Origin of the sequence: uncultured Halomonas sp. (genome assembly GCF_947501415.1) — a bacterium.
In the GTDB taxonomy this organism is placed as follows: Bacteria; Pseudomonadota; Gammaproteobacteria; order Pseudomonadales; family Halomonadaceae; genus Halomonas.
Map to the genome: position 1 here is coordinate 106,096 of NZ_CANMVL010000004.1, position 19,891 is coordinate 125,986.

Here is a 19,891-nt window from a genome sequence, read left to right on the forward strand (position 1 = left end):
GCCATTGATGTTTCGGCGTCAGGCTAACCTTGAAAGTTGGGGTCAAGCTGCGCATAGTCAAAATGATCAAGATTGAGGAACTCAGCTTGCCCCGTTTACGCCAATATCTTATCCATGCGGCATGGCTGCTGCTGATGGTCGGGGGAGTGGCGCTGGCTTCCCCGGCTGGGTTGATACTTTCTCAGGGCACCACGAAACGCACCCTGACGCTGGACGAGGTGGAGGCTGTGCCAACGACCAGCATCGATATGCGGCATCCGGAAGGTTTCGAGGGGCGCTTCGCCGGGGTCTGGCTGGATGATTTCCTGCGCGAGTATGGCCTGGATTCGGCGCCTCGGGTGCGCTTCGTCGCCCATGATGGCTACACCACCTTTCTGACGCCTGCTCAGCGTCGCGAGAAGGCCTATCTGCTGGTGACCCGGATCGATGGAGAGCCGCTTACCGTCAGGAGCCATGGGCCCTTCATGCTGGTGGTGCCGGAGGAAGCCGAGGCCGTGATCGAAGGCAGCGAGCCCATGACACGCTGGATCTGGGCCATTCGCGAGATCAACGTCAGGTGATGTCACGCCTGTGGGCAAGAGGCCTGCTGCTGGCTTATCTGCTGGTCGTGCTGCTGTGTCTCTCGACCTTCGGGGTCTACTACTCCGAGGCGCGACGGCTGGTGGGTGCCAACTACGCGGCGATGGTGACCGATCTGGTGCGTGCCCAGCATGACCCCGATCGATTGCGGCTGATCCTGGAGAGCCTGGTCGAGAGGCCCGACCCTATCTATCTGCAGCAGCTGCGTGATCTGACCTGGAGGATCCCACTCAGGATACAGGGGCTTGATAACCACTTGCGGCACAGCGATCTGCCCCCCCAGGATTATCGGCCCTTCGTGGCGGAGCTAGCGGATGCGGAAGGCCGCCTGTCGGAGCTGGAACAGGTGATTGACCGAGTGGGCCGCGACAGCACCCTGACACCCCAGGAGGCCCACCTGCTGCGCGAACTGGGGCTGGATATCGAGGAGTCGCTGGCCTGGTCCTATAGCGAGCTGAATCAACTGCTGCACCAGGCCTCGGCCGATCAGCGGCACTTCATGCAGCGCCTTACCCTGGCTGTCGCCGTGTTGATGTGGTCACTGCTGGTGGCCATCGGGGGTGTGCTGTTGATGCTGTGGCGTTTGCAGGTGCAGAGCGAGGCGATGCAGCGCCTTAGCCTGACCGACCAGCTGACCGGACTGGGTAACCGCCGCCGCCTGCTGCAGGAGGCGGAGGGAGCCTTCGCCCGCCGTGAGCGAAGTGATGAACCTCTCGCCCTGGTCCTGCTGGACCTGGATCATTTCAAACGCTTCAACGATACCTATGGCCACCCTCAGGGCGATGAGGTCCTGGTGCGGTTTGCCCGGCTGTTGCAGGAGAGTGTGCGTCGCATGGATGTGGTGGCTCGCATGGGCGGTGAGGAGTTCGCCATTCTGATGCCTCACAGCGACCTCGATGCGGCCCATCGCCTCGCCGATCGCCTGCTGGAAGCGGTAGGGAAGATGCCCCTGCCTGGAGCGGCGGCCACCGGTGAGCTTAGTGTGAGTATCGGCATCGCCGAGGCGGGCGAACAGGATGACTTCGACCGGCTCTATGCCCGCGCCGACCGTCGGCTCTATCGTGCCAAGGAACTCGGCCGCGACCGCGTGGAGTGGGCGACATAACGAGTGAATCTTCGGGAGATGTGTAAATGACGGTTCCGTCTATCGACGAAGCCCCCTTCCAGCAGGTCATGGCGGCGCTCGATGCGCTGCATGCCCAGGACCCTCGCCACGTCACCGTGGAGGGCGAGAGCGTGCCTCGGGAGCTATGGCATGCCGGGCGCATGAGTGCCTGGCTGGAGCGGTTGCACGAGCACCCCGATGAGCGCATGCGCCTGGCCGTGCGGGGGCAGCATCTGCAGCGCTGGGAGCTGCCGCGCAGCGACTATCCCGAGGGCCGGGTGGGCTACCTGACCTGGCGTCGCGATCAGGGCCAGCGCGCCGGTGCGACCACCGCGGCGCTGATGCGCGAGGCGGGCTATGCCGAAGAGGATGCCGAGGCGGTGGCGCGGATGATTCGCAAGCAGGGGCTGGGGCGAGAGGCGGGCGCCCAGGCAGTGGAGGACTGTGCCTGCCTGGTCTTCCTGGAGCACTATTTCGCCGACTTCTCCAGGCAGATCGACCATGATCACCTGATCCGCATCGTGCAGAAGACCTGGAAGAAGATGTCGCCGCGGGCCCACGAACTGGCGCTTGAACTGCCGATGAGCGAGGAGGCGCGAGCCCTGGTGGAGGAGGCGCTGGCGGGCTGAGGCCCGCCGCGCGTGATTAGTCGAGCAGCGGGGCCATGCCGTCCAGGTAGGCCTCGCCGTTGCTGCGTACCCGTTCGCGATCGAAGGCCTCGGAGCCGAGGTGGACCTCTTCCAGGGTGCCTTCCAGCTGGTAGACCTCCTCGTGGATCCGCCCCAGGGCGTTTTCCATGGTGTAGGAGAGCTGGTGGATCCTGGCCAGGTCGGCGTCGCTGAGCTCGCCGTCCAGCAGCTCGGCAAGTTCCCGGTTGGCTTCGCTGGCGTTGGCCACGGCCTCGGCCATGGTGTCGGCCGGCTTGCCGCTGAAGTGCTGGGGCTGGTCGTCGTCGGCCAGGGCGGGGGTGGCCATCAGGCCGGCGAGCAGCAGGGGCAGCAGATGACGCGTCATTGGTAGTTCCTTCTTGCGGGGTAATGAGAATCTTTCGCGTATGCAAATTATGCGCTTTCACGGGCCTCGTCGCAAGGCCCCCTTCGCGACCCCGTTGATCCAGATCAGGCCGGCGTCAGGCGTATTTCGAGGCTGTCTTCGCTCTCGCACGGCTTGCCGTGGCGCAGCGTCAGGCGCCGCTCGGTGAGATTCATGACCACGCCGAACAGCGTCTCCATGCGCTCCTCGGCGGGTTGGTCGGGGTTGAAGTGGCGACAGATCGACAGCGGATGGTGCTGGTGGTCGGCGAGGATCTCGAACAGCCGTGCCTCGTCTACCGGGGCATCTTCCGCCAGGCTACCCAGCAGCGTATCCAGGCGCTCCAGGCGAGGGCGTGAGTCGGGGCGCGGGAAGTCCTCGATCTGGCAGGTCACGGCGGCGTCATAGAGATGGTTGGTGTGGGTGACCGCGCCGCCGCGGGGGGAGAGCACACCGGGCTCGCCGGGGTGAACCTCGAGGCCCACCGCCCGGCCATCGGCACTCGCCACCAGGAAGTGCGCCGGAGAACAGACCCGGCTGTCGGTGGCCACCGCACGGGCGGAGGCCAGGTCGGGGCTCTCGAGTATCCGGCGCAGCGCCACATGGATCGGCAGCCCCTCGCCGCAGGTGCGGGAACGGATGGCATTGAGGCAGACGCCGATGCCGTGGGCATTCATGCCGATCTTGGCCACCATGCCGGCCTCGCCGATGCTGACCAGCGGCGGGGCGTCGTCGCCCTCGATATGCAGCGCCACCACATTGTCGAGCTGGTCGGCGCGCCAGTCCCAGTTCTGGGCTAGCCACTGTGTTTCAGCGCGTTCGAGGGCGAAGGCGGAGCAGCCGCCGCTGGCCTGGGTGAGCGATATCTCGCTGCGGCAGTTGAGGGTCAGGATATCGGCAAGCTCGAGTCCGGCGCCCTCGGCGATGCCGGCCATCTCTTCGAGAATGGCGGGAAAGCGTTGCTCGATCATGCCGCCGAAGCGCTCGGCCTGGTGGCGCGCCTGGGGCCAGTCGAGGCCGACGAAGTCCCGGAACAGGCGGTCGTAGACCTCAATGCTGGCGTGGATCAGTGGCGCATGGGCACGACCGTGCCCCAGGCCGATAGCGCGGCGGCTGCCGCTGAGGTGAGTGATCTGCATGGTGACCTCCGCACGCGGATGTGTCGGGTCACTCTAGCATGGGGAGGCGGGCGGGGCCGGCAGGGTGCCGGCCCCGGGTGGATCAGCTCTTGCGCGGGGCGTTGTAGATGCTCTCGTCGAGCTCGCCTTCGCTCTTGCCGACCAGGGTGGTGACCATCAGGTCGCCGGCCACGTTCACGCTGGTGCGGGCCATGTCGAGGATGCGGTCGATGCCGGCGATCACGGCGATCGCCTCCAGCGGCAGGCCGATCTGGGCCATGACGATGGAGAGCATCACCAGGCCGGCACCGGGCACACCGGCGGTGCCGATGGAGGCCAGGGTGCCGGTGACGATGATCATCCCGTAGTCCATCAGGCTGAGGTCGACGCCGAGCAGCTGGGCGATAAATACCGCGACCACACCCTGATAGATGGCGGTACCGTCCATGTTGATGGTGGCACCGACCGGCAGCACGAAACCGGAGACACCCTCCGAGACGCCGAGGTTCTTCTGGGCGCAGCGGATGGAGACCGGCAGGGTGCCCGACGAGGAGGCGGAGGAGTAGGCCACGACCAGGGCGTCGAGGATGCCCTGCAGGTAGCGCAGCGGATTGAGCTTGCCGATCAGGGCGAGCATGCCGGAGTAGACCACCAGCACATGCAGGATACTGGCCAGGTAGGCGACTGCGATCACCTTGGCCAACGGTAGCAGCACCTCGAGGCCATAGCTGCCGGCCACATGGGCGATCAGGCCGAAGACGCCGAACGGGGCGAAGGCCATGACGATACCGGTGAGCTTGTACATCGCCTCGGCGAAGCTGTCGAAGACGCGTACCGCTGGTTCCCCTCTCTCGCCGATCAGGGTCAGCGAGATCCCCAGGCCGATCGCAAACACGATGATCTGCAGGATATTGCCGCTGGCCAGGGCGCTGACAGGGTTCTGAGGCACCAGGCCGACGATGATCTCCACCAGGCTGGGAGCCTCCTTGGCCTCGGCACCGGCCTCGAAGCTCAGCTCCAGGCCGACCCCCGGCTGGAAGATCCAGGAGGCCAGCAGGCCGATGCTGATGGCGAAGGCGGTGGTGATCAGATAGAGGGCGATGGTGCGGGCCCCGATGCGTCCCATCTTCTGCGGGTCGCGCATGGCGGTGATGCCGACCACCAGGGTCGAGAACACCAGCGGCACGATCAACATCTTGATGGCGCTGATGAAGATATCGCCGATGGGTTTGAACACGCTGGCGCTCTCGCCCATCAGGGCGCCGACCAGCACACCGAGTACCAGGCCGGCCAGGATCTTCTGCCAGAGCGGCGTGCGCCGCCAGAAGTTGCCCCTGGGGCTATGCGAGGATCGGGTCATTGCATGACTCCTTGCTATATAAAGGCGGTTTTTATGGTGAACTTGTTATGCAGGGCGGTGATTCTACAGAAAGAAGTTCTGTTGTTCCCGCCAAGGCGGTGCCGCACACGTCAACATAAGGCCGCCTGATGCAGGGCGGGTCGTGCCGGGCGACGGTGCGGTCACGTCAGTGGGTGAATATTCCAGGCTTGGTGGGCAGCAAGGTGCCGGGCCCGAGCCTGGAAATAGCGGGCCAGGAAACAGCCGGTCAGGAAGAGGGCGGCAGGGCCTGCGCAAGCAGCTCCTGGAAGGCGCGCCAGGAGCGCTCATCGGCGCGCTGCCGATAGGCGTCGCTGCCGAAGACGGTGAAGGCGTGTGGAGCGCCGGAGTAGATCTCGATCTGGTAGGTGGCGCCGGCACTCTCGAGCTCATTGCCAAGGGTGGCGACATCCTCCAGCGAGATCATCGCATCGGCGCCGCCGTGGGCGATCAGGATGGGGCCAGCCCCTTCGGGCCAACTCTGGCCTTCGGGCGTGCTCAGGCCACCGTGGAAGCTGGCGAAGCCGTGCACGTCCTCGGCCTCGCCGGAGCGAGCCATCTCCAGCACCACCGAACCACCGAAGCAGTAGCCCATGATCACCGCGCCATTGCCGGCGCCCTGGGCGCGGGCCTCGGCCAGACCGGCCAGGGTCAAAGTGCGCATGCGTTCGCGATCTTCATAGAGGCGCGCCGTCTCGGCCTTCTTGGCCTCGATTTCCGACGGACGGTTGCCCTGGCCGTAGAGATCAACGGCGAAGGCGTCGTAGCCCAGCTCGGCCAGCATGTCGGCGCGGCGGCGTTCGTAGTCATCCAGGCCGCCCCAATCATGGATGATCAGCACGCTGCCGCGGGCCTGGCCCTCGGCAAGGGAGAGATAGCCCGCGAAGGCTTCGCCGTCGACCCGGTAGGCGATCTCCTCGCCGGTGGGTTCGAAGGCCTGGACGCCGCCGGCGGTCATGGCCAGGGCCATGGTGGCAGGAAGCAGGGCCGCAGGAATTGGAGAGTGACGAATCATCGTGGAAACTCCCGTTGGTGGGATTGCCTGACTCAGTACTGTTTGACTTCGTGTTGCCTGACTCTGTATTGCCTGGCTCAGTATAGGTGCCACTTCGCCACCCTGAGGGGCCGAGCGTTGGCAGGCAGACTTGAGTTTTTTCCTTTGCCCTTCCAGATTTGGGGGGTGTGACATCTCTGCAAACCATCCTTGAAAACCAAGCGAGACGAACAATATGAATAAGAGCCCGGTTCAGAAGAGTCTGGTAGCGATGGCGGTGGCGGCTTCCGCCCTGGCCATGGGGTCGGCCCAGGCCGAGGTGAAGGTTGGCTTCCTGGGCGGCTTCACCGGTCCGATCGAGACCCTCACTCCACCGGTCTATGATGCGGCGCAGCTGGCCATTCAGCATGTCAACGAGCAGGGCGGCGTGCTGGGCGGTGAGCAGATCAGCATGCCCAGCGGCGATACCACTTGCTCCGATGCCTCGGCGGCCTCCAACGCGGCCGACCGCCTGGTCAACAGCGAGCAGGTCACGGCCATCGTCGGTGCCCTGTGCACCGGTGCCACGATTGCCGCGGCCAACAACGCCGCCATTCCGGGTGGGGTGGTGATGGTCTCGCCGGCCTCCACGGCGCCGGCGGTGACCGAGCTGGACGACAACGACCTGGTATTCCGTACCGTGCCCTCCGATGCCTTCCAGGGTGAGGCGCTGGCCAAGATGCTGCTGGAGAAAGGCATCGATGAGGTCGCGGTCACCTACGTGAACAACGACTACGGGCGCGGCCTGGCCGATGCCTTCGTGGCCACCTATGAGGCCGAGGGCGGCACGGTGGCCGAGAACCTGGCCCACGAGGACAACCGCGCCGACTACCGCTCCGAGCTGGGTACGCTCTCGGCCACCGGGGTCCCGGATCTGGTAGTGCTCGCCTATGGCGATACCTCCGGCCAGACCGTGGTGCGCCAGGCCTACGAGAGCGGCATGTTCAACCGCTATATCGGCGCCGATGGCATGGTGATCTCGGGGCTGCTCGATGGCGTGGGTGAGGAGGTGTTGAACGACAGCTTTATCGCCACGCGGCCGGGCAACCCCGACAGCCCCGGCACCGAGCGCTTCGTCGAACTGGCCGAGGCGGGGGGTATCTCCCACGAGGCGGTATTCGCCGGCCAGGGCTACGATGCCGCCTTCCTGCTGGCGCTGGCCATCGAGCAGAACGGCAGCGCCGAGCGCGAGGGCCTCTCCGAGGCGCTGCGCAGCGTCTCCTCCGCCCCGGGTGAGGTGATCCTGCCCGGCGAGTGGGAGAAGGCCGTGGAGTTGATCGCCGCCGGTGAGGAGATCAACTACGAAGGCGCCTCGGGCAGCCATGAGTTCGACGAGAAGGGCGACGTGCCGGGCATCGTCGAGGAGATGGCGGTCGAGGACGGCAAGTTCGTCAGCAAGGGCTTCCTGAACAAGTAAGTCCGCTCTCGGTGTTGATATCCACACCCTGAAAGCATCGGCCCCGGCGGGAAACCGCCGGGGCCGATGTGTTTGTATTGCTTACAGCTTATGGCCATCAGCCATGATGCTTGACCTTCTCGGGCAGCAGCCCCTTGGGGGCGAAGCGCAGCACCAGGGAGATCAGCAGGCCGATCACGAACACCCGGGCCTGCAGGGCGCGGCTGTCGAGGTTGGTGGTGGCCTCCCAGCCGAAGCTGCCCTCGCCCAGGGTGACCGCCAGATCCAGCACCGCCAGCGCCAGGGGCTCCGACATCACCCAGATGATATAGACCGCGAAGGCGCCGAAGATGGTGCCGAGGTTGTTGCCCGGACCGCCGAGGATCACCATCACCAGCACCAGGAAGGTGTGGTTGAGGGGCAGGTAGCCCTGAGGGTCGAAGAGACCGTTGAAACTGCCCAGCGCGGCGCCACCGACCCCCATCAGGATGCAGCCCAGCACGAAGATCTCCAGGCGGCGGTGGTTGATATCCTTGCCCATGGCCGCGGCGGAGATCTCGTTGTCGCGAATGGCGCGGATCATGCGTCCCCAGGGGGCGTGATAGGCGCGGGTGAGCAGATAGAAGATCGCCACGATCATCACCGCGGTCACCGAGAAATAGAGTGCCCGTGCCAGGGTGAAGCCAACCTCGGCGGGACCCGGCACCGGCCAGGGCAGCGGTGAGACGGTGGCGGTGCCACGGGTCAGCCAGTCGGCATTCTTGAGCACCGCCTTGATGATCTCGGCGATGCCCAGGGTGGCGATGGCCAGGTAGTCGCTGCGTAGCCCCAGGCAGACCTTGCCGATGAAGTAGCCCACCACTCCGGCTACCACACCGCCGACGATCCAGCCCAGCCAGGGGGGCAGACCCAGGCCGCCGATATAGTCGTACTGCGACTCGATCTGCTCGGTGACCACGCCGAGGCGGGCCGAGACCAGCATGTAAAAGAGGAGCGCCAGGACCACCGCCAGAGCGGTGCGCAGGCGCTTGGGGACGCCCAGGTGATGCAGGCGACTGGCGCCGACCACCACCAGCAGGCCTCCCAGGGCCATCAGGGCCACCATGCCCAGCTCGCCGGCGAGGGGGCTTGCCCAGAACTCGCCATTGACCGGCATGCTGAAGGCCATGGCGCAGTAGCCGCCGAGCGCCACGAAACCCATCACGCCGGCATTGAACTGGCCGGCGTAGCCCCACTGAATGGTCAGGCCCAGGGCCAGGATGGCGTAACAGGCGGCCTCCACCAGCATGCGGGTGCTGTAGGCGGCGCCCATGGTGGTAAACACCCCGAGGATGGCGGCCATCAGGATGGCGAACAGCACCACCTCGCGCAGGGGGAAGCGCGATGGTGCGGCGACCAGGTCCTCTCGATGCGTTTGTTGTGTGCTCATATCACCTTACCCTTGAAGATGCCGGTGGGGCGCCACACCAGGATGGCGACGAGGATGAAGAAGGGCACCACGATCTTGTACTCGGAGCCGACAAAGGCCAGGTTGCCGGCGGCGGAGAGCCACTCCGGCAGGCTGTCGCGGAAGGGCCGCAGCAGCACGCCCCAGTTGAAGACCGCCAGGGTCTCGGCGAAGCCCACCAGGAAGCCACCGGCGATGGCACCGTAGGGGTGGCCGACGCCACCGACGATGGCCGCTGCGAAGATCGGCAGCAGCAGGAAGAAGCTGAGGTCCGGCTTGAAGGTGACGTCCAGCGACAGCAGGGTGCCGGCGATGGCCGCCAGTCCCCCGACGATCACCCAGGTCACCGCCACGATCAGGTTGGTGTTGATGCCCGAGGCCCGTGCCAGGTCGGGGTTGTCGGACATCGCCCGCATCGCCTTGCCCAGCCGCGAGCGCGACAGGAAAAGATGCAGGCCCACCACGCAGAGCACGGTCAGCACGAACAGGATGAGCTGTGGCTCGGTGACCACGATCGGCGCTCGGGCGCCCTCGAAGGGCAGCGCGAGGCGAAAGATCTCCTTGCGGTCGTCGACATAGAGGCTCTCGCCGCTGGTGCCGGCGAAAACCCGGATCAGCCCCTGCAGCATCAGGGTCACCCCCAGCGAGGCGATCACCATGACGATGGGCTTCACGCCGTGGGCCCGCAGCGGCTTGTAGAACACCCGGTCGATGCCTACCGCCAGGCCGGCGGTCAGCAGCATGGCCAGCGGCAGCATCACCACGGCGGTGGGTAGTCCGACGGCGGCACCGGCCTGGGGGAAGGCCATGGTCAGCAGCAGGACCATGAAGGCGCCGAAGGTCATCATGTCGGCGTGGGCGAAGTGGGCGAAGCGCATGATGCTGAAGACCAGCGTTACCCCCACCGCACCGATGGCGTAAATCGAGCCGGTCACACTGCCGGCGACGATCACGTTGTTGATAAAGAAGACGAGTTCATTCACGAGGCTGATTCTCCTTTTCCTCCCGGGCCGTTCAGCCGCCCAGGAAGCTCCTTGCCACTTCCGGGTCCGCCAGCAGGGCGGCACCGGTATCGGTGAAGCGGTTCTGGCCGGCGGCCAGCACGAAGCCCTTGTCGGCGATGGCCAGGGCCTGCTTGGCGTTCTGCTCCACCATCAGGATGCCGACACCGGCGGCATTGACCTGCTTCACCTGGGCGAAGATCTCGTTCATGTAAAGCGGCGAGAGGCCGGCGGTGGGCTCGTCGAGCAGCAACACGCTGGGCTCGGCCATCAGCGCACGGCCCATGGCAACCATCTGCCGCTGGCCGCCGGAGAGCTCGCCGGCCGGCTGGTGTCGCTTGTCATGGAGAGGCGGAAAGAAGTCGTAGATCTGCTTGAGCATGCGCTTGACGTTGCCCGGCTTGAGGAAGGCCCCCATCTGCAGGTTCTCCTTCACCGTCAGGCTCGGAAACACATTGTGCTCCTGGGGCACGAAGCCCATGCCCTGCTGCACCAGGCGATGGGGCGGCAGGTTGTGGATGGGCTCGCCGCGCAGCAGGATCTCGCCCTGGGTGACGACGAGCTGGCCGAAGATGGCCTTGAGCATGGTGGACTTGCCGGCGCCGTTGGGGCCGACGATGACGCCGATCTCGTCGGCCTCGAGGGTCATGTTCACCCCGTTGAGGATGTTCATGCCGCCGTAGCCGCCATAGACGTCACGCGCTTCAAGTAGTGGCATCTTGGGACGCTCCGAAGTAGGCCTCGATGACCTCGGGATTGTTCTGGATCTCCTCGATGGAGCCCTCGACCATCACGCTGCCCTGGGCGAGCACGATCACCGGGTCACAGAGCCGGGCGATCATGTCCATATCGTGCTCGATGACCAGGAAGGTGTAGCCCATCTCGCGGTTGAGCCGCTCGATGTTCTCGACCAGGTCACCGAGCAGGGTGCGGTTGACCCCGGCGGCGATCTCGTCGAGCAGCACCACCTGGGCATCGGTCATCATGGTGCGGCCAAGCTCGATCAGCTTCTTCTGCCCTCCGGAGAGGTTGCCGGCAAGCTCGTTGCGCACGTGATGCAGGCCGATGAAGTCGATCACCTCCAGTGCGCGGCGGCGCACCTCGGCCTCCTGGGAGCGCACCAGACCGGGCTTGAGCCAGGTATTGAACAGGCTCTCGCCTGCCTGGGCCGGTGGCACCATCATCAGGTTCTCCAGGGCGGTCATCTGGGAGAACTCGTGGGCGATCTGGAAGGTGCGCAGCAGCCCCTTGTGGAACAGCTCGTTGGCCGGGCGGTTGGTGATCTCCTCGCCATTCAGGAGCACCTTGCCGCTGTCCAGCGGCAGGGCCCCGGCGATGATATTGAACAGGGTCGACTTGCCGGCGCCATTGGGGCCGATCAGGCCGGTGATCGAGCCCGCTTCTACCGAGAGCGAGCAGTCGTTGATCACCTTGAGGCCGCCGAAGGCCTTGTTGACGTGTTGCACGTCGATCATGGGTACCATGCGTTATGTCTCGTGGTTGTTTTATCTGCTTGTTTTATCTGTTTGCTTTGTTTGCTTGTTTTATCTGCCTGTTGCATCCAGAGGCATCTCTGCTGGCGATGCCTTGCCAGGTCGCTTCGCTGCCCCCGATGAGTGCCTCGATGAGCGGCACGGGAATCAATGCTTAGGGTCATCCTCCATCAGGAAGATGCGGCTGGCGGCGAAGGCGCCGACGATCACTACCGCGCCGATGGTCGGGATCAGGTAGCCCCCGACCTGGGGGATGGCGTGCAGGAAGACGAAGGCAACCGCCGCCGGGGCGATGAAGCGCACCAGAAAGCGCCAGGTGATGAACCAGGCCCCGTTGGTGCCCATCTCCTTCACCACCTCGGAGTGGGTCAGGGCCCAGCCGGCGAACAGGGCGATCAGCATGCCGCCCAGTGGCATGAAGATGTTGCTGAGCAGTTCGAAGAGGTCGAAGGGGCTGTAACCGAGCAGGTCGTGGAAGGGGCTCTCCTCGGCCCAGAGGTTGAAACTGATCACGGTGAGCAGGCCAAGTGCCCAGGTGGTCACTACCATGACAAACACCGCCTGGGGGCGGGTGAGGTCGAAACGCTCGACCAGATAGGCGGCCACCGGCTCGATCAGCGAGATGGAGGAACTGAGCGCCGCCCCCAGCACCAGAACGAAGAAGACGCCACCGATCAGTGCACCGGCGGGCATCTCGGCGAAGGCCAGCGGCAGGGTGATGAACATCAGGCCCGGGCCCTGGCCGGCATCGAGCTCGGCCCCGAAGACCAGCGAGAAGATCGCCAGGCCGGCGACCACGGCCACGGCGGTATCGACGACGGCAACGATGATCGCGGTGCGGGTCAGCGACACCTCGCCGGACATATAGGCGCCGTAGGCCATGATGGCGCCCATGCCGAGGCTCAGGGTGAAGAACGACTGGCCCATGGCCTCCAGCCAGCCCTCCAGGCTGAGATCGGCGAGGTTGAAGGTGAACAGAAAGTCGGCCGCGGCGGGGAAGTCGCCGTGGGTCACGCCGTAGGCGAGCACTACCAGCAGGATCACGAAGAGGGCCGGCATGATCACTCGCAAGCCGCGCTCGATGCCCTGGTGGACGCCGAGGCCGACGATCAGCCCCGAAGCGGCGATGAACAGGGTGTGATAGAGCGTGAGCAGCGCGGGGGAGGCGAGTAGGGCATCGAAGCCGGTGGCGATACTCTCGCTATCGGCCCCGACCAGGGAGCCGGTCAGCATCTGCCAGGTGTAGTGGATGGCCCAGCCGGCGATCACCGAATAGAAGCTGAGAATCAGGAAGGCCGAGATGCCGCCCAGCCAGCCGATGGTTTCCCAGCCCCGTGAGGTGCTGTGGGTGCGGGTGAGAAAGCGCATGCCCATGATGGGGCTGCGCCGGCTGTTGCGACCGAGCATGGTCTCGGCGATCAGGATCGGGATGCCCACGGCGAAGATGGAGAGGGCGTAGACCAGGAAGAAGGCCCCACCGCCGTTCTCGCCGGCCAGGTAGGGGAAGCGCCACAGGTTGCCGAGGCCGACCGCCGAGCCGATCGCTGCCAGCAGGAAGGTACCCTTGTGAGTCCAGACGTTATGCGTGCTCATCGTGGCTCCGAGGCTAAGTCCGTGGGCCGGTGGCCGTTTCGCCACTGTGCGCCAAAACCCGGTCGGTAACCAGTGCGCTCCGTTTACGTCGCGTTAACGTTCTGGAAGATAAGGCTATCGACTAGCCATCCTGGTCTCTGTCGTCGGGGTCACCCAGGGTCGGCTCCAGGGCGCGGCAGGCGTCGGGGAGGCGCACGGTATCGCCCAGGGCAAGCTTGCCGTGAGACTTGAGACGGCGGCCGTTGTCCACGGCGATGATCGCCGCCACATCGCCGATGCTGGTGCCATCCACATAGGCCTCGACCTTCACACGCACCACGGCGCCTTCGTGGCGCGCCGAGAGGATATCGCCGGGCCCAGGCTCGGAGTGGCCGCTGTTGTCCTGCTGGAAGTGGCGCATCACGCTGTCGGCGCCGGGGTCGTCCCACTCCACGTGCTTGTGCATGCTGGTTCTCCTGCGCGAATGGCTGTCGGTGCGGCAAGCCGCGCCCGTCATGGGTGACTCCAGCATAGAAGGTTGCGGCAGTTCAGGGAAAGGCATGGCCGACCAAAGCTATCGCAGTTACCGGGGTGAAAGGCGCCGAGGACAGGTCGGAGAGGGGGCCGAGGACCATGAAAAAGCCCGCCGGGTGGCGGGCTTGGCAGAGCGATACGGCAGCGTTTACTTCTTGGCGGCGCGCTTGCGCTCGTTCTCGGTCAGGTGCTTCTTGCGCAGTCGAATATGGTTGGGAGTGATCTCGACCAGTTCGTCGTCATCGAGGAACTCGATGGCCTGCTCCAGAGAGAACCTCACCGGCGGGGTCAGCACGATGTTCTCGTCGTTGCCCGAGGCGCGCATGTTGTCGAGCTTCTTGCCCTTGGTGGGGTTGACCACCATGTCGTTGGCGCGGTTGTTGATGCCGATCAGCATGCCCTCGTACACCTCGGTGCCGTGGTCGATGATCAGCTTGCCACGCTCCTGCAGGGCATAGAGGGCGTAGGCCAGTGCCTTGCCCGGGACCATGGAGACCAGCACCCCATTGCGGCGCTCGATGGCGGCGTCGGGCTTGAGCGGGCCGTAGTGGTCGAAGCGGCTGGTGAGGATGCCGGTGCCCGAGGTCAGGGTCATGAACTGGCCGCGGAAGCCGATCAGGCCACGCGCCGGGATGATGAAGTCCAGACGCACACGGCCCTTGCCGTCGGGGTTCATGTTGCTGAGCTCGCCCTTGCGGTAACCGAGCTCCTCCATGATGGCACCCTGATGCTGCTCCTCGCAGTCGATGATCACTTCCTCGTACGGCTCCTGCATCTGGCCGTCGATCTCGCGGATGATCACCTCGGGGCGGCCCACGGCGAGCTCGAAGCCCTCGCGGCGCATGGTCTCGATCAGCACTGAGAGGTGCAGCTCGCCACGCCCGGATACCTTGAACTTCTCGGGAGTATCGCCCTGTTCGACACGCAGCGCCACGTTGTGGATCAGCTCCTGCTCGAGGCGATCCTTGATGTTGCGACTGGTGACAAACTTGCCGTCCTTGCCGGCGAACGGCGAATCGTTGACCTGGAAGGTCATGGAGACGGTGGGTTCGTCCACCGAGAGCGGCGGCAGCGCCTCGGCGGCGGCCGGGTCACACAGGGTGTCGGAGATCGCCAGGTTGTCGATACCGGTGATGCAGACGATATCGCCCGCGGTGGCCTCGTCGGTCTGCACGCGCTCCAGGCCCAGGTGGGTCATCACCTGGCCGACCTTGCCCTTGCGGGACTCGCCTTCCTTGGTGATGACGGTGACCTGCTGGTTCGGCTTGACGGAACCGCGGCTGATACGGCCCAGGCCGATGACGCCGACATAGCTGTTGTAGTCCAGCGCCGAGACCTGCATCTGGAAGGGGCCGTCGAGCTCGACCTTGGGCGGCTCGACGATATCGACGATGGCCTGGAACATGGGGGTCATGTCCTCGGCCAGCTGGTCGGGCTCCGGGCCGGCGATGCCGTTGAGAGCCGAGCAGTAGATGATCGGGAAATCGAGCTGCTCATCGGAAGCGCCGAGGTTGTCGAACAGGTCGAAGATCTGGTCGATCACCCAGTCGGGACGGGCGCCAGGGCGGTCGATCTTGTTGACCACCACGATCGGCTTCAGGCCCTGGTCGAAGGCCTTCTGGGTCACGAAGCGGGTCTGAGGCATGGGGCCATCGACCGCGTCGACCAGCAGCAGCACCGAGTCGACCATGGACATGACACGCTCGACCTCGCCGCCGAAGTCGGCGTGTCCGGGGGTGTCGACGATATTGATGTGGTAGTCCTGGCCGGCCGGCGCCTGCCAGCGGATCGCGGTGTTCTTGGCCAGGATGGTGATGCCGCGCTCCTTCTCCTGGTCATTGGAGTCCATGACGCGCTCCTGACCTTCGGCCTTGCGGTCCAGGGTGCCGGACTGGCTGAGGAGCTTGTCGACCAGGGTGGTCTTGCCGTGGTCGACGTGGGCAATAATGGCAATGTTGCGAAGATTGCTTACATCAGAATGACTTACGGTCGTGCTCATAAGGTGTGACTCGCTAATATGTACGCACCTATGTACACGTTCTGGTAAGTACCCTAGGCGCGGGGCAGGGATGTGGGACGCGTATTGTACAGATTAGCGGTGCGCAGGAGTAGCAAGTTTGCCGATGTGGGCTGTGTATCCTGGTACTGGTGAGGGATCAGCCTGCCTGGCGGTCCGTGGTGATGCGCTCCAGGCGAGCCCCGCAGTGGCGCAGGCGTTCCACCAGATCGTCGAGGGCACCCTGGTCGAGCAGCGGATCACAGCCGCCGAGGCGCTCGTACCATTGACGGGCCATGCAGATGCCGACGATGGGGGTCGGTTTCTGGCGCCTCAGCAGTCGGGCGAACAGGCCGGGTGGCTCGCCGGACAGCGTCACGGCGTCAACCTCGCCGGCATCGATGCGCTGCACCAGCTGCAGCAGGGCACGGGTCGAGGCGATACAGCCAAGGATGGGGAACACCAGCACCGAGCCGCTGGTATCAGCGATGGTGGCATTGAGCCGTTCGCCCAGCGGGAGGCCGGACATGCGCACATGGCGTGCCTTGTAGCGGCTGGCGATACGGGTGACCCGGGTGTCCTGGGTATCGTCGATCACGATCAGCTCGACGCCCTGGTCGGTGGTGAGTGGTGCCACTAATGACAGTTCTCTGGGTAGCCTTGCACCGGCATTGCGTGCATCGATGAGTAGGGTGCCGGATGGTAAGGCCATGAGGAACTCCGAGGCCAGAAGAAAAGGCTCTGGACGACGGCCTGGAGTCGCGGCCGACGGGTGGGTTGTAATAAAGTGTAGCCTGAAGTTAATTAACGTATCAAATGTTATTGATGCTATTTGGTGGTGCGTAAAGCTCCATTTGCGCACCATTTTGGTGCACAAGCTGTCGAGCCTCTCCTTCGCGGCGCCTGTCTGCCCCTGTTGATCATTGGGGAAACTCGGAAATAGGTCCCTGTATTCAATAGATTGAGAATATTTTTACTGCATGGTGCAGGGTTGGCACGCTGCCTGCATTGTTATAATTATAAGTGATCACAGGTGATCATCAGCCAGTATTGCGGGGCCGTCGTGGGCAGTGAGCCTGCGGCGTGCTACAACAACTTGCCGGGGCTACTGCATTTCGCTGCCTGCCCCCCTCAATTATCGAGCCATGCTCAACCGGAGGACACCATGTCTACCAAGACGCTCGCCCTGATCGAAGAACATGACGTCAAGTGGGTCGACCTGCGCTTCACCGATACCATCGGCAAGGAGCAGCACGTCACCATTCCGGCGCGTGACGTCGATGAGGAGTTCTTCGAGAACGGCCAGATGTTCGATGGCTCTTCCATGTCTGGCTGGAAGGGGATCAATGAGTCCGACATGATCCTGCGGCCGGAGGATGGCACCGCCTTCCTGGACCCCTTCACCGAAGACTCGACCCTGGTGCTGCGCTGCGATGTCATCGAGCCGGCCACCATGCAGGGCTATGACCGCGACCCGCGCTCCATCGCCAAGCGCGCCGAGGCCTACCTGCAGTCCACCGGCATGGGCGACACCGCCTTCTTCGGTCCGGAGCCCGAGTTCTTCATCTTCGATGAGGTGCACTGGAAGGCCGACCCCGAAGGTGCGATGTACAAGATCACCTCCGAGGAGGGGGCCTGGGCCACCGATCGTCATGTCGAGGGGGGCAACCTGGCCCACCGGCCGCGGGTCAAGGGTGGCTACTTCCCGGTGCCGCCGGTGGACAGCTTCCACGATATTCGCGGTGCCATGTGTAACACCCTGGAGGCGATCGGTCAGAGCGTCGAGGTGCACCACCACGAGGTGGCCAACGCCGGCCAGAACGAGATCGGGGTCAAGTTCAACACCCTGGTCAAGAAGGCCGACGAGGTCCAGGAGATGAAGTACGTGATCCACAACGTGGCTCACGCCTACGGCAAGACCGCTACCTTCATGCCCAAGCCGGTGGTGGGCGACAATGGCAGCGGCATGCATGTGCACCAGTCCTTCTGGAAGGAGGGGGTCAACCAGTTCGCGGGTGACGAGTACGCCGGCCTCTCCGAGATGGCGCTCTACTACATCGGCGGCATCATCAAGCATGCGCGTGCCCTGAACGCCTTTACCAACGCCTCCACCAACTCCTACAAGCGTCTGGTGCCGGGCTTCGAGGCGCCGGTCATGCTGGCCTACAGTGCCCGCAACCGTTCGGCTTCCATCCGTATTCCCTACACCGCCAGCCCCAAGGGCAAGCGTGTCGAGCTGCGCTTCCCCGACCCGACCGCCAACCCCTACCTGTGCTTCGCGGCGATGCTGATGGCCGGGATCGACGGTATCAAGAACAAGATCCATCCCGGCGATGCCATGGACAAGAACCTCTATGACCTGCCGCCGGAAGAGGGCAAGAAGGTGCCGACCGTGGCCCATAGCCTCGACCAGGCCCTGGAGGCGCTGGAAAATGACCGCGCCTTCCTGACCGAGGGTGGTGTGTTCACCGACGACATGATCGATGCCTATATCGAGCTCAAGAGGGAGGACGTGGATCGTCTGCGCATGGCGACCCATCCGATCGAGTTCGACATGTACTACAGCTGTTAACGACAGCTGTTAACTACGCACTGCAGCTGTTAATGAGAGCCCACGGGCTCTTATTCGGCCAACGCAAGCGGCACGCCTTCGGGCGTGCCGCTTGCGTTATCAAGGGTGCAATGCCGTGGTCTTAATACCGTGGGCTCAGTGGATCAACATATGGCCCATGATGCCTAGGGCGAAGCCGAACACCGCGCCGAGCGGCGGACCCCAGTGGCGCTCGAGCCTGGCCTGGGGGGCAAGGTCCTGGAACACCGAGTAGAGGATGCCGCCGGCGGCAAACAGCATGATGGCTGCGACTACCGAGGGGTAGTCCGATAGCCACCAGAACCCACCAAGACCGGCGAGCGGCCCCAGCCAGGCCATGGTGAAGAACATCCCGACCAGGCGGCGTGATGAATAGGCGGTGCTCTGGCGAAGCTCGTGATAGGCGTTGAAGCCTTCCGGCAGGTTCTGCAGCGCCATCAGACCGGCCAGCAGCATGCCGCCGTTGCTGCCATAGGCGAAGGCGGCCCCCAGTGCCAGCGCCTCGGGCACGAAGTCGGCGAGCATGGCGGCAAGCTGACTGGCCGAGGAGCCGCTGCGTGCCAGCATCACGTCCAGTGTCATAAAGGCAATGCCGCCGGCCAGGAACCAGGCGGCAGCCCCTCCGAGGGTGAGGTCCGGCAGGCTCTCGGGCACCAGCACCAGGGCCACCGCCGAGAGCAGCGCCCCGCCACCGAAGGCGATGATACCGTGGCGCAGCTCGCTCTCGAGCCACGGGATATCGATGCGCTCCTTCCAGGCCGCCCAGGCCCCTAGCGGCATCGCCATGCCCGCCATCAGCGTCAGTGCCACCACCGCTTGCCAGTTGTCCACCATCGGTCTCCTTGGGTAGCTGTCTACAGGGCCATCCTAGGCCGTAGCCTCGCCACTCGGCCAGTTGCTGCTGGCGCTGAGGCATCGGGCCTGCTTATGATGTGGCCTATATTACCGGTAGGCGGCAGGTTGCCGGCGATCGACTCTTTGGCAAGGCGGAGAACTCCATGGGCAAAACGGTCCTGACCCTCGTGCTGGCTCTGGGCGTAACACTGACGGCCCACGGCCAGACCATCTATCGCACCACGGACGCCCAGGGGAATGTGGTATTCACCGACGACCCTGACCTGGGTGGCGAGCAGGTGGAGCTGGCGCCGGTGACGGTGGTACCGTCCCGGGGGAGTGCAGACGCCGGCCAGGTCGTGCCGCGCCGCGACAGTGCGCCCGCGACGTCCCGCCCGGGGCAGCCCTTCATGCCCTATGACAGCTTCCGTATCATCTCTCCGACCCATGAGCAGGCCTTTCCGGTAGGCGCGGCGGGTAATGTCGCCGTGGATCTGGGGATCTCGCCCGACCTGCGCGAGGATCATCGCGTCAGGCTGCTGGTGGATGGCCAGATCAGCCAGTCGGCGATGCACACCTCGGCCTTCATGGTGCCCAACATGAACCCTGGTGAGCACGTGCTTCAGGCGGAGCTGCTGGATGCCCGCGGTGGGATTCGCCATCGCACCTCACCGGTGACGATCTACGTACTGCGCGCCAACGTGAATCGCCAGCCCAATGGCTGACCACCCTTACGGGCGTCCCTTCTTCCTCCAGTCATGACACTGCCCCCCTCCTGATCAA

General features: G+C 64.7%; 19 protein-coding genes. 6 read left to right on the plus strand and 13 right to left on the minus strand.

Going from position 1 to position 19,891, the window contains the following annotated elements; genetic code table 11:
• The first annotated feature begins 86 nt into the window (after positions 1-86).
• The 3 genes from Q0894_RS03245 to Q0894_RS03255 are packed head-to-tail and all read left to right on the plus strand — an operon-like array spanning position 87 to position 2,313.
• Positions 87-560 (plus strand): molybdopterin-dependent oxidoreductase, encoded by a 474-nt coding sequence (locus Q0894_RS03245; RefSeq protein WP_161422962.1) that lies wholly within the window; start codon positions 87-89, stop codon positions 558-560.
• Positions 560-1,684, plus strand: coding sequence for a GGDEF domain-containing protein (locus tag Q0894_RS03250; RefSeq protein ID WP_299231454.1), 1,125 nt, complete (start codon positions 560-562; stop codon positions 1,682-1,684). The genes Q0894_RS03245 and Q0894_RS03250 overlap by 1 nt, the downstream gene beginning before the upstream one ends.
• A 26-nt stretch (positions 1,685-1,710) precedes the next feature.
• The gene (locus tag Q0894_RS03255; protein ID WP_299231455.1) at positions 1,711-2,313 is read left to right on the plus strand and encodes a DUF4202 domain-containing protein; all 603 of its coding nucleotides are present in this window, start codon (positions 1,711-1,713) and stop codon (positions 2,311-2,313) included.
• A gap of 16 nt (positions 2,314-2,329) precedes the next feature.
• Here the strand turns inward: Q0894_RS03255 and Q0894_RS03260 are convergent, their stop codons facing one another.
• The 4 genes from Q0894_RS03260 to Q0894_RS03275 all read right to left on the minus strand — a co-directional run bounded on the left by Q0894_RS03260 (position 2,330) and on the right by Q0894_RS03275 (position 6,227).
• On the minus strand, positions 2,330-2,698 hold the full coding sequence (locus Q0894_RS03260; protein ID WP_132041620.1) for a DUF6746 family protein: 369 nt from the start codon (positions 2,696-2,698) through the stop codon (positions 2,330-2,332).
• Positions 2,699-2,802: 104 nt separating this feature from the next.
• Positions 2,803-3,855: a C45 family peptidase gene (locus tag Q0894_RS03265; protein WP_299231456.1), complete on the minus strand. Its 1,053-nt coding sequence runs from the start codon at positions 3,853-3,855 to the stop codon at positions 2,803-2,805.
• A gap of 82 nt (positions 3,856-3,937) precedes the next feature.
• Positions 3,938-5,194: a dicarboxylate/amino acid:cation symporter gene (locus Q0894_RS03270; RefSeq protein WP_132041618.1), complete on the minus strand. Its 1,257-nt coding sequence runs from the start codon at positions 5,192-5,194 to the stop codon at positions 3,938-3,940.
• A 247-nt stretch (positions 5,195-5,441) separates the two neighbouring features.
• Complete coding sequence (locus tag Q0894_RS03275) at positions 5,442-6,227, minus strand: dienelactone hydrolase family protein (protein ID WP_299231457.1); 786 nt, start codon at positions 6,225-6,227, stop codon at positions 5,442-5,444.
• A gap of 214 nt (positions 6,228-6,441) precedes the next feature.
• Between Q0894_RS03275 and Q0894_RS03280 the strand changes: the two genes are divergently transcribed.
• Positions 6,442-7,662 carry an ABC transporter substrate-binding protein gene (locus Q0894_RS03280; protein WP_299231459.1) on the plus strand — a complete coding sequence of 407 codons (1,221 nt, stop codon included), beginning with the start codon at positions 6,442-6,444 and terminating at the stop codon, positions 7,660-7,662.
• Between the two features lie 97 nt (positions 7,663-7,759).
• Here the strand turns inward: Q0894_RS03280 and Q0894_RS03285 are convergent, their stop codons facing one another.
• The 8 genes from Q0894_RS03285 to Q0894_RS03320 form a co-directional block, all read right to left on the minus strand.
• Positions 7,760-9,070: a branched-chain amino acid ABC transporter permease gene (locus Q0894_RS03285; RefSeq protein ID WP_299231461.1), complete on the minus strand. Its 1,311-nt coding sequence runs from the start codon at positions 9,068-9,070 to the stop codon at positions 7,760-7,762.
• A complete protein-coding gene (locus Q0894_RS03290) occupies positions 9,067-10,071 on the minus strand; it encodes a branched-chain amino acid ABC transporter permease (protein WP_299231464.1) in 1,005 nt (334 codons plus the stop codon). The genes Q0894_RS03285 and Q0894_RS03290 overlap by 4 nt, the downstream gene beginning before the upstream one ends.
• 31 nt (positions 10,072-10,102) lie before the next feature.
• Positions 10,103-10,807 (minus strand): ABC transporter ATP-binding protein, encoded by a 705-nt coding sequence (locus Q0894_RS03295; RefSeq protein ID WP_299231466.1) that lies wholly within the window; start codon positions 10,805-10,807, stop codon positions 10,103-10,105.
• Positions 10,794-11,573 carry an ABC transporter ATP-binding protein gene (locus Q0894_RS03300; protein WP_299231468.1) on the minus strand — a complete coding sequence of 260 codons (780 nt, stop codon included), beginning with the start codon at positions 11,571-11,573 and terminating at the stop codon, positions 10,794-10,796. Before Q0894_RS03300 ends, Q0894_RS03295 begins: the two co-directional genes overlap by 14 nt.
• A 156-nt stretch (positions 11,574-11,729) precedes the next feature.
• Positions 11,730-13,175 (minus strand): sodium-dependent transporter, encoded by a 1,446-nt coding sequence (locus tag Q0894_RS03305; protein ID WP_299231470.1) that lies wholly within the window; start codon positions 13,173-13,175, stop codon positions 11,730-11,732.
• Positions 13,176-13,296: 121 nt separating this feature from the next.
• The gene (locus tag Q0894_RS03310; RefSeq protein WP_299231472.1) at positions 13,297-13,620 is read right to left on the minus strand and encodes a hypothetical protein; all 324 of its coding nucleotides are present in this window, start codon (positions 13,618-13,620) and stop codon (positions 13,297-13,299) included.
• Between the two features lie 216 nt (positions 13,621-13,836).
• Positions 13,837-15,687 carry a translational GTPase TypA gene (typA, locus tag Q0894_RS03315; RefSeq protein WP_299231474.1) on the minus strand — a complete coding sequence of 617 codons (1,851 nt, stop codon included), beginning with the start codon at positions 15,685-15,687 and terminating at the stop codon, positions 13,837-13,839.
• 157 nt (positions 15,688-15,844) lie between these two features.
• Positions 15,845-16,396 carry a hypothetical protein gene (locus Q0894_RS03320; protein ID WP_299231476.1) on the minus strand — a complete coding sequence of 184 codons (552 nt, stop codon included), beginning with the start codon at positions 16,394-16,396 and terminating at the stop codon, positions 15,845-15,847.
• A 453-nt stretch (positions 16,397-16,849) separates the two neighbouring features.
• Between Q0894_RS03320 and glnA the strand changes: the two genes are divergently transcribed.
• On the plus strand, positions 16,850-18,256 hold the full coding sequence (gene glnA, locus Q0894_RS03325; protein ID WP_299231478.1) for a glutamate--ammonia ligase: 1,407 nt from the start codon (positions 16,850-16,852) through the stop codon (positions 18,254-18,256).
• 135 nt (positions 18,257-18,391) lie between these two features.
• Here the strand turns inward: glnA and Q0894_RS03330 are convergent, their stop codons facing one another.
• A complete protein-coding gene (locus Q0894_RS03330) occupies positions 18,392-19,108 on the minus strand; it encodes a divalent cation transporter (RefSeq protein ID WP_299231480.1) in 717 nt (238 codons plus the stop codon).
• 164 nt (positions 19,109-19,272) lie between these two features.
• Here Q0894_RS03330 and Q0894_RS03335 point away from each other — a divergent pair, with 164 nt between their 5' ends.
• Positions 19,273-19,833 (plus strand): DUF4124 domain-containing protein, encoded by a 561-nt coding sequence (locus Q0894_RS03335; RefSeq protein WP_299231482.1) that lies wholly within the window; start codon positions 19,273-19,275, stop codon positions 19,831-19,833.
• Positions 19,834-19,891 lie beyond the last annotated feature (58 nt).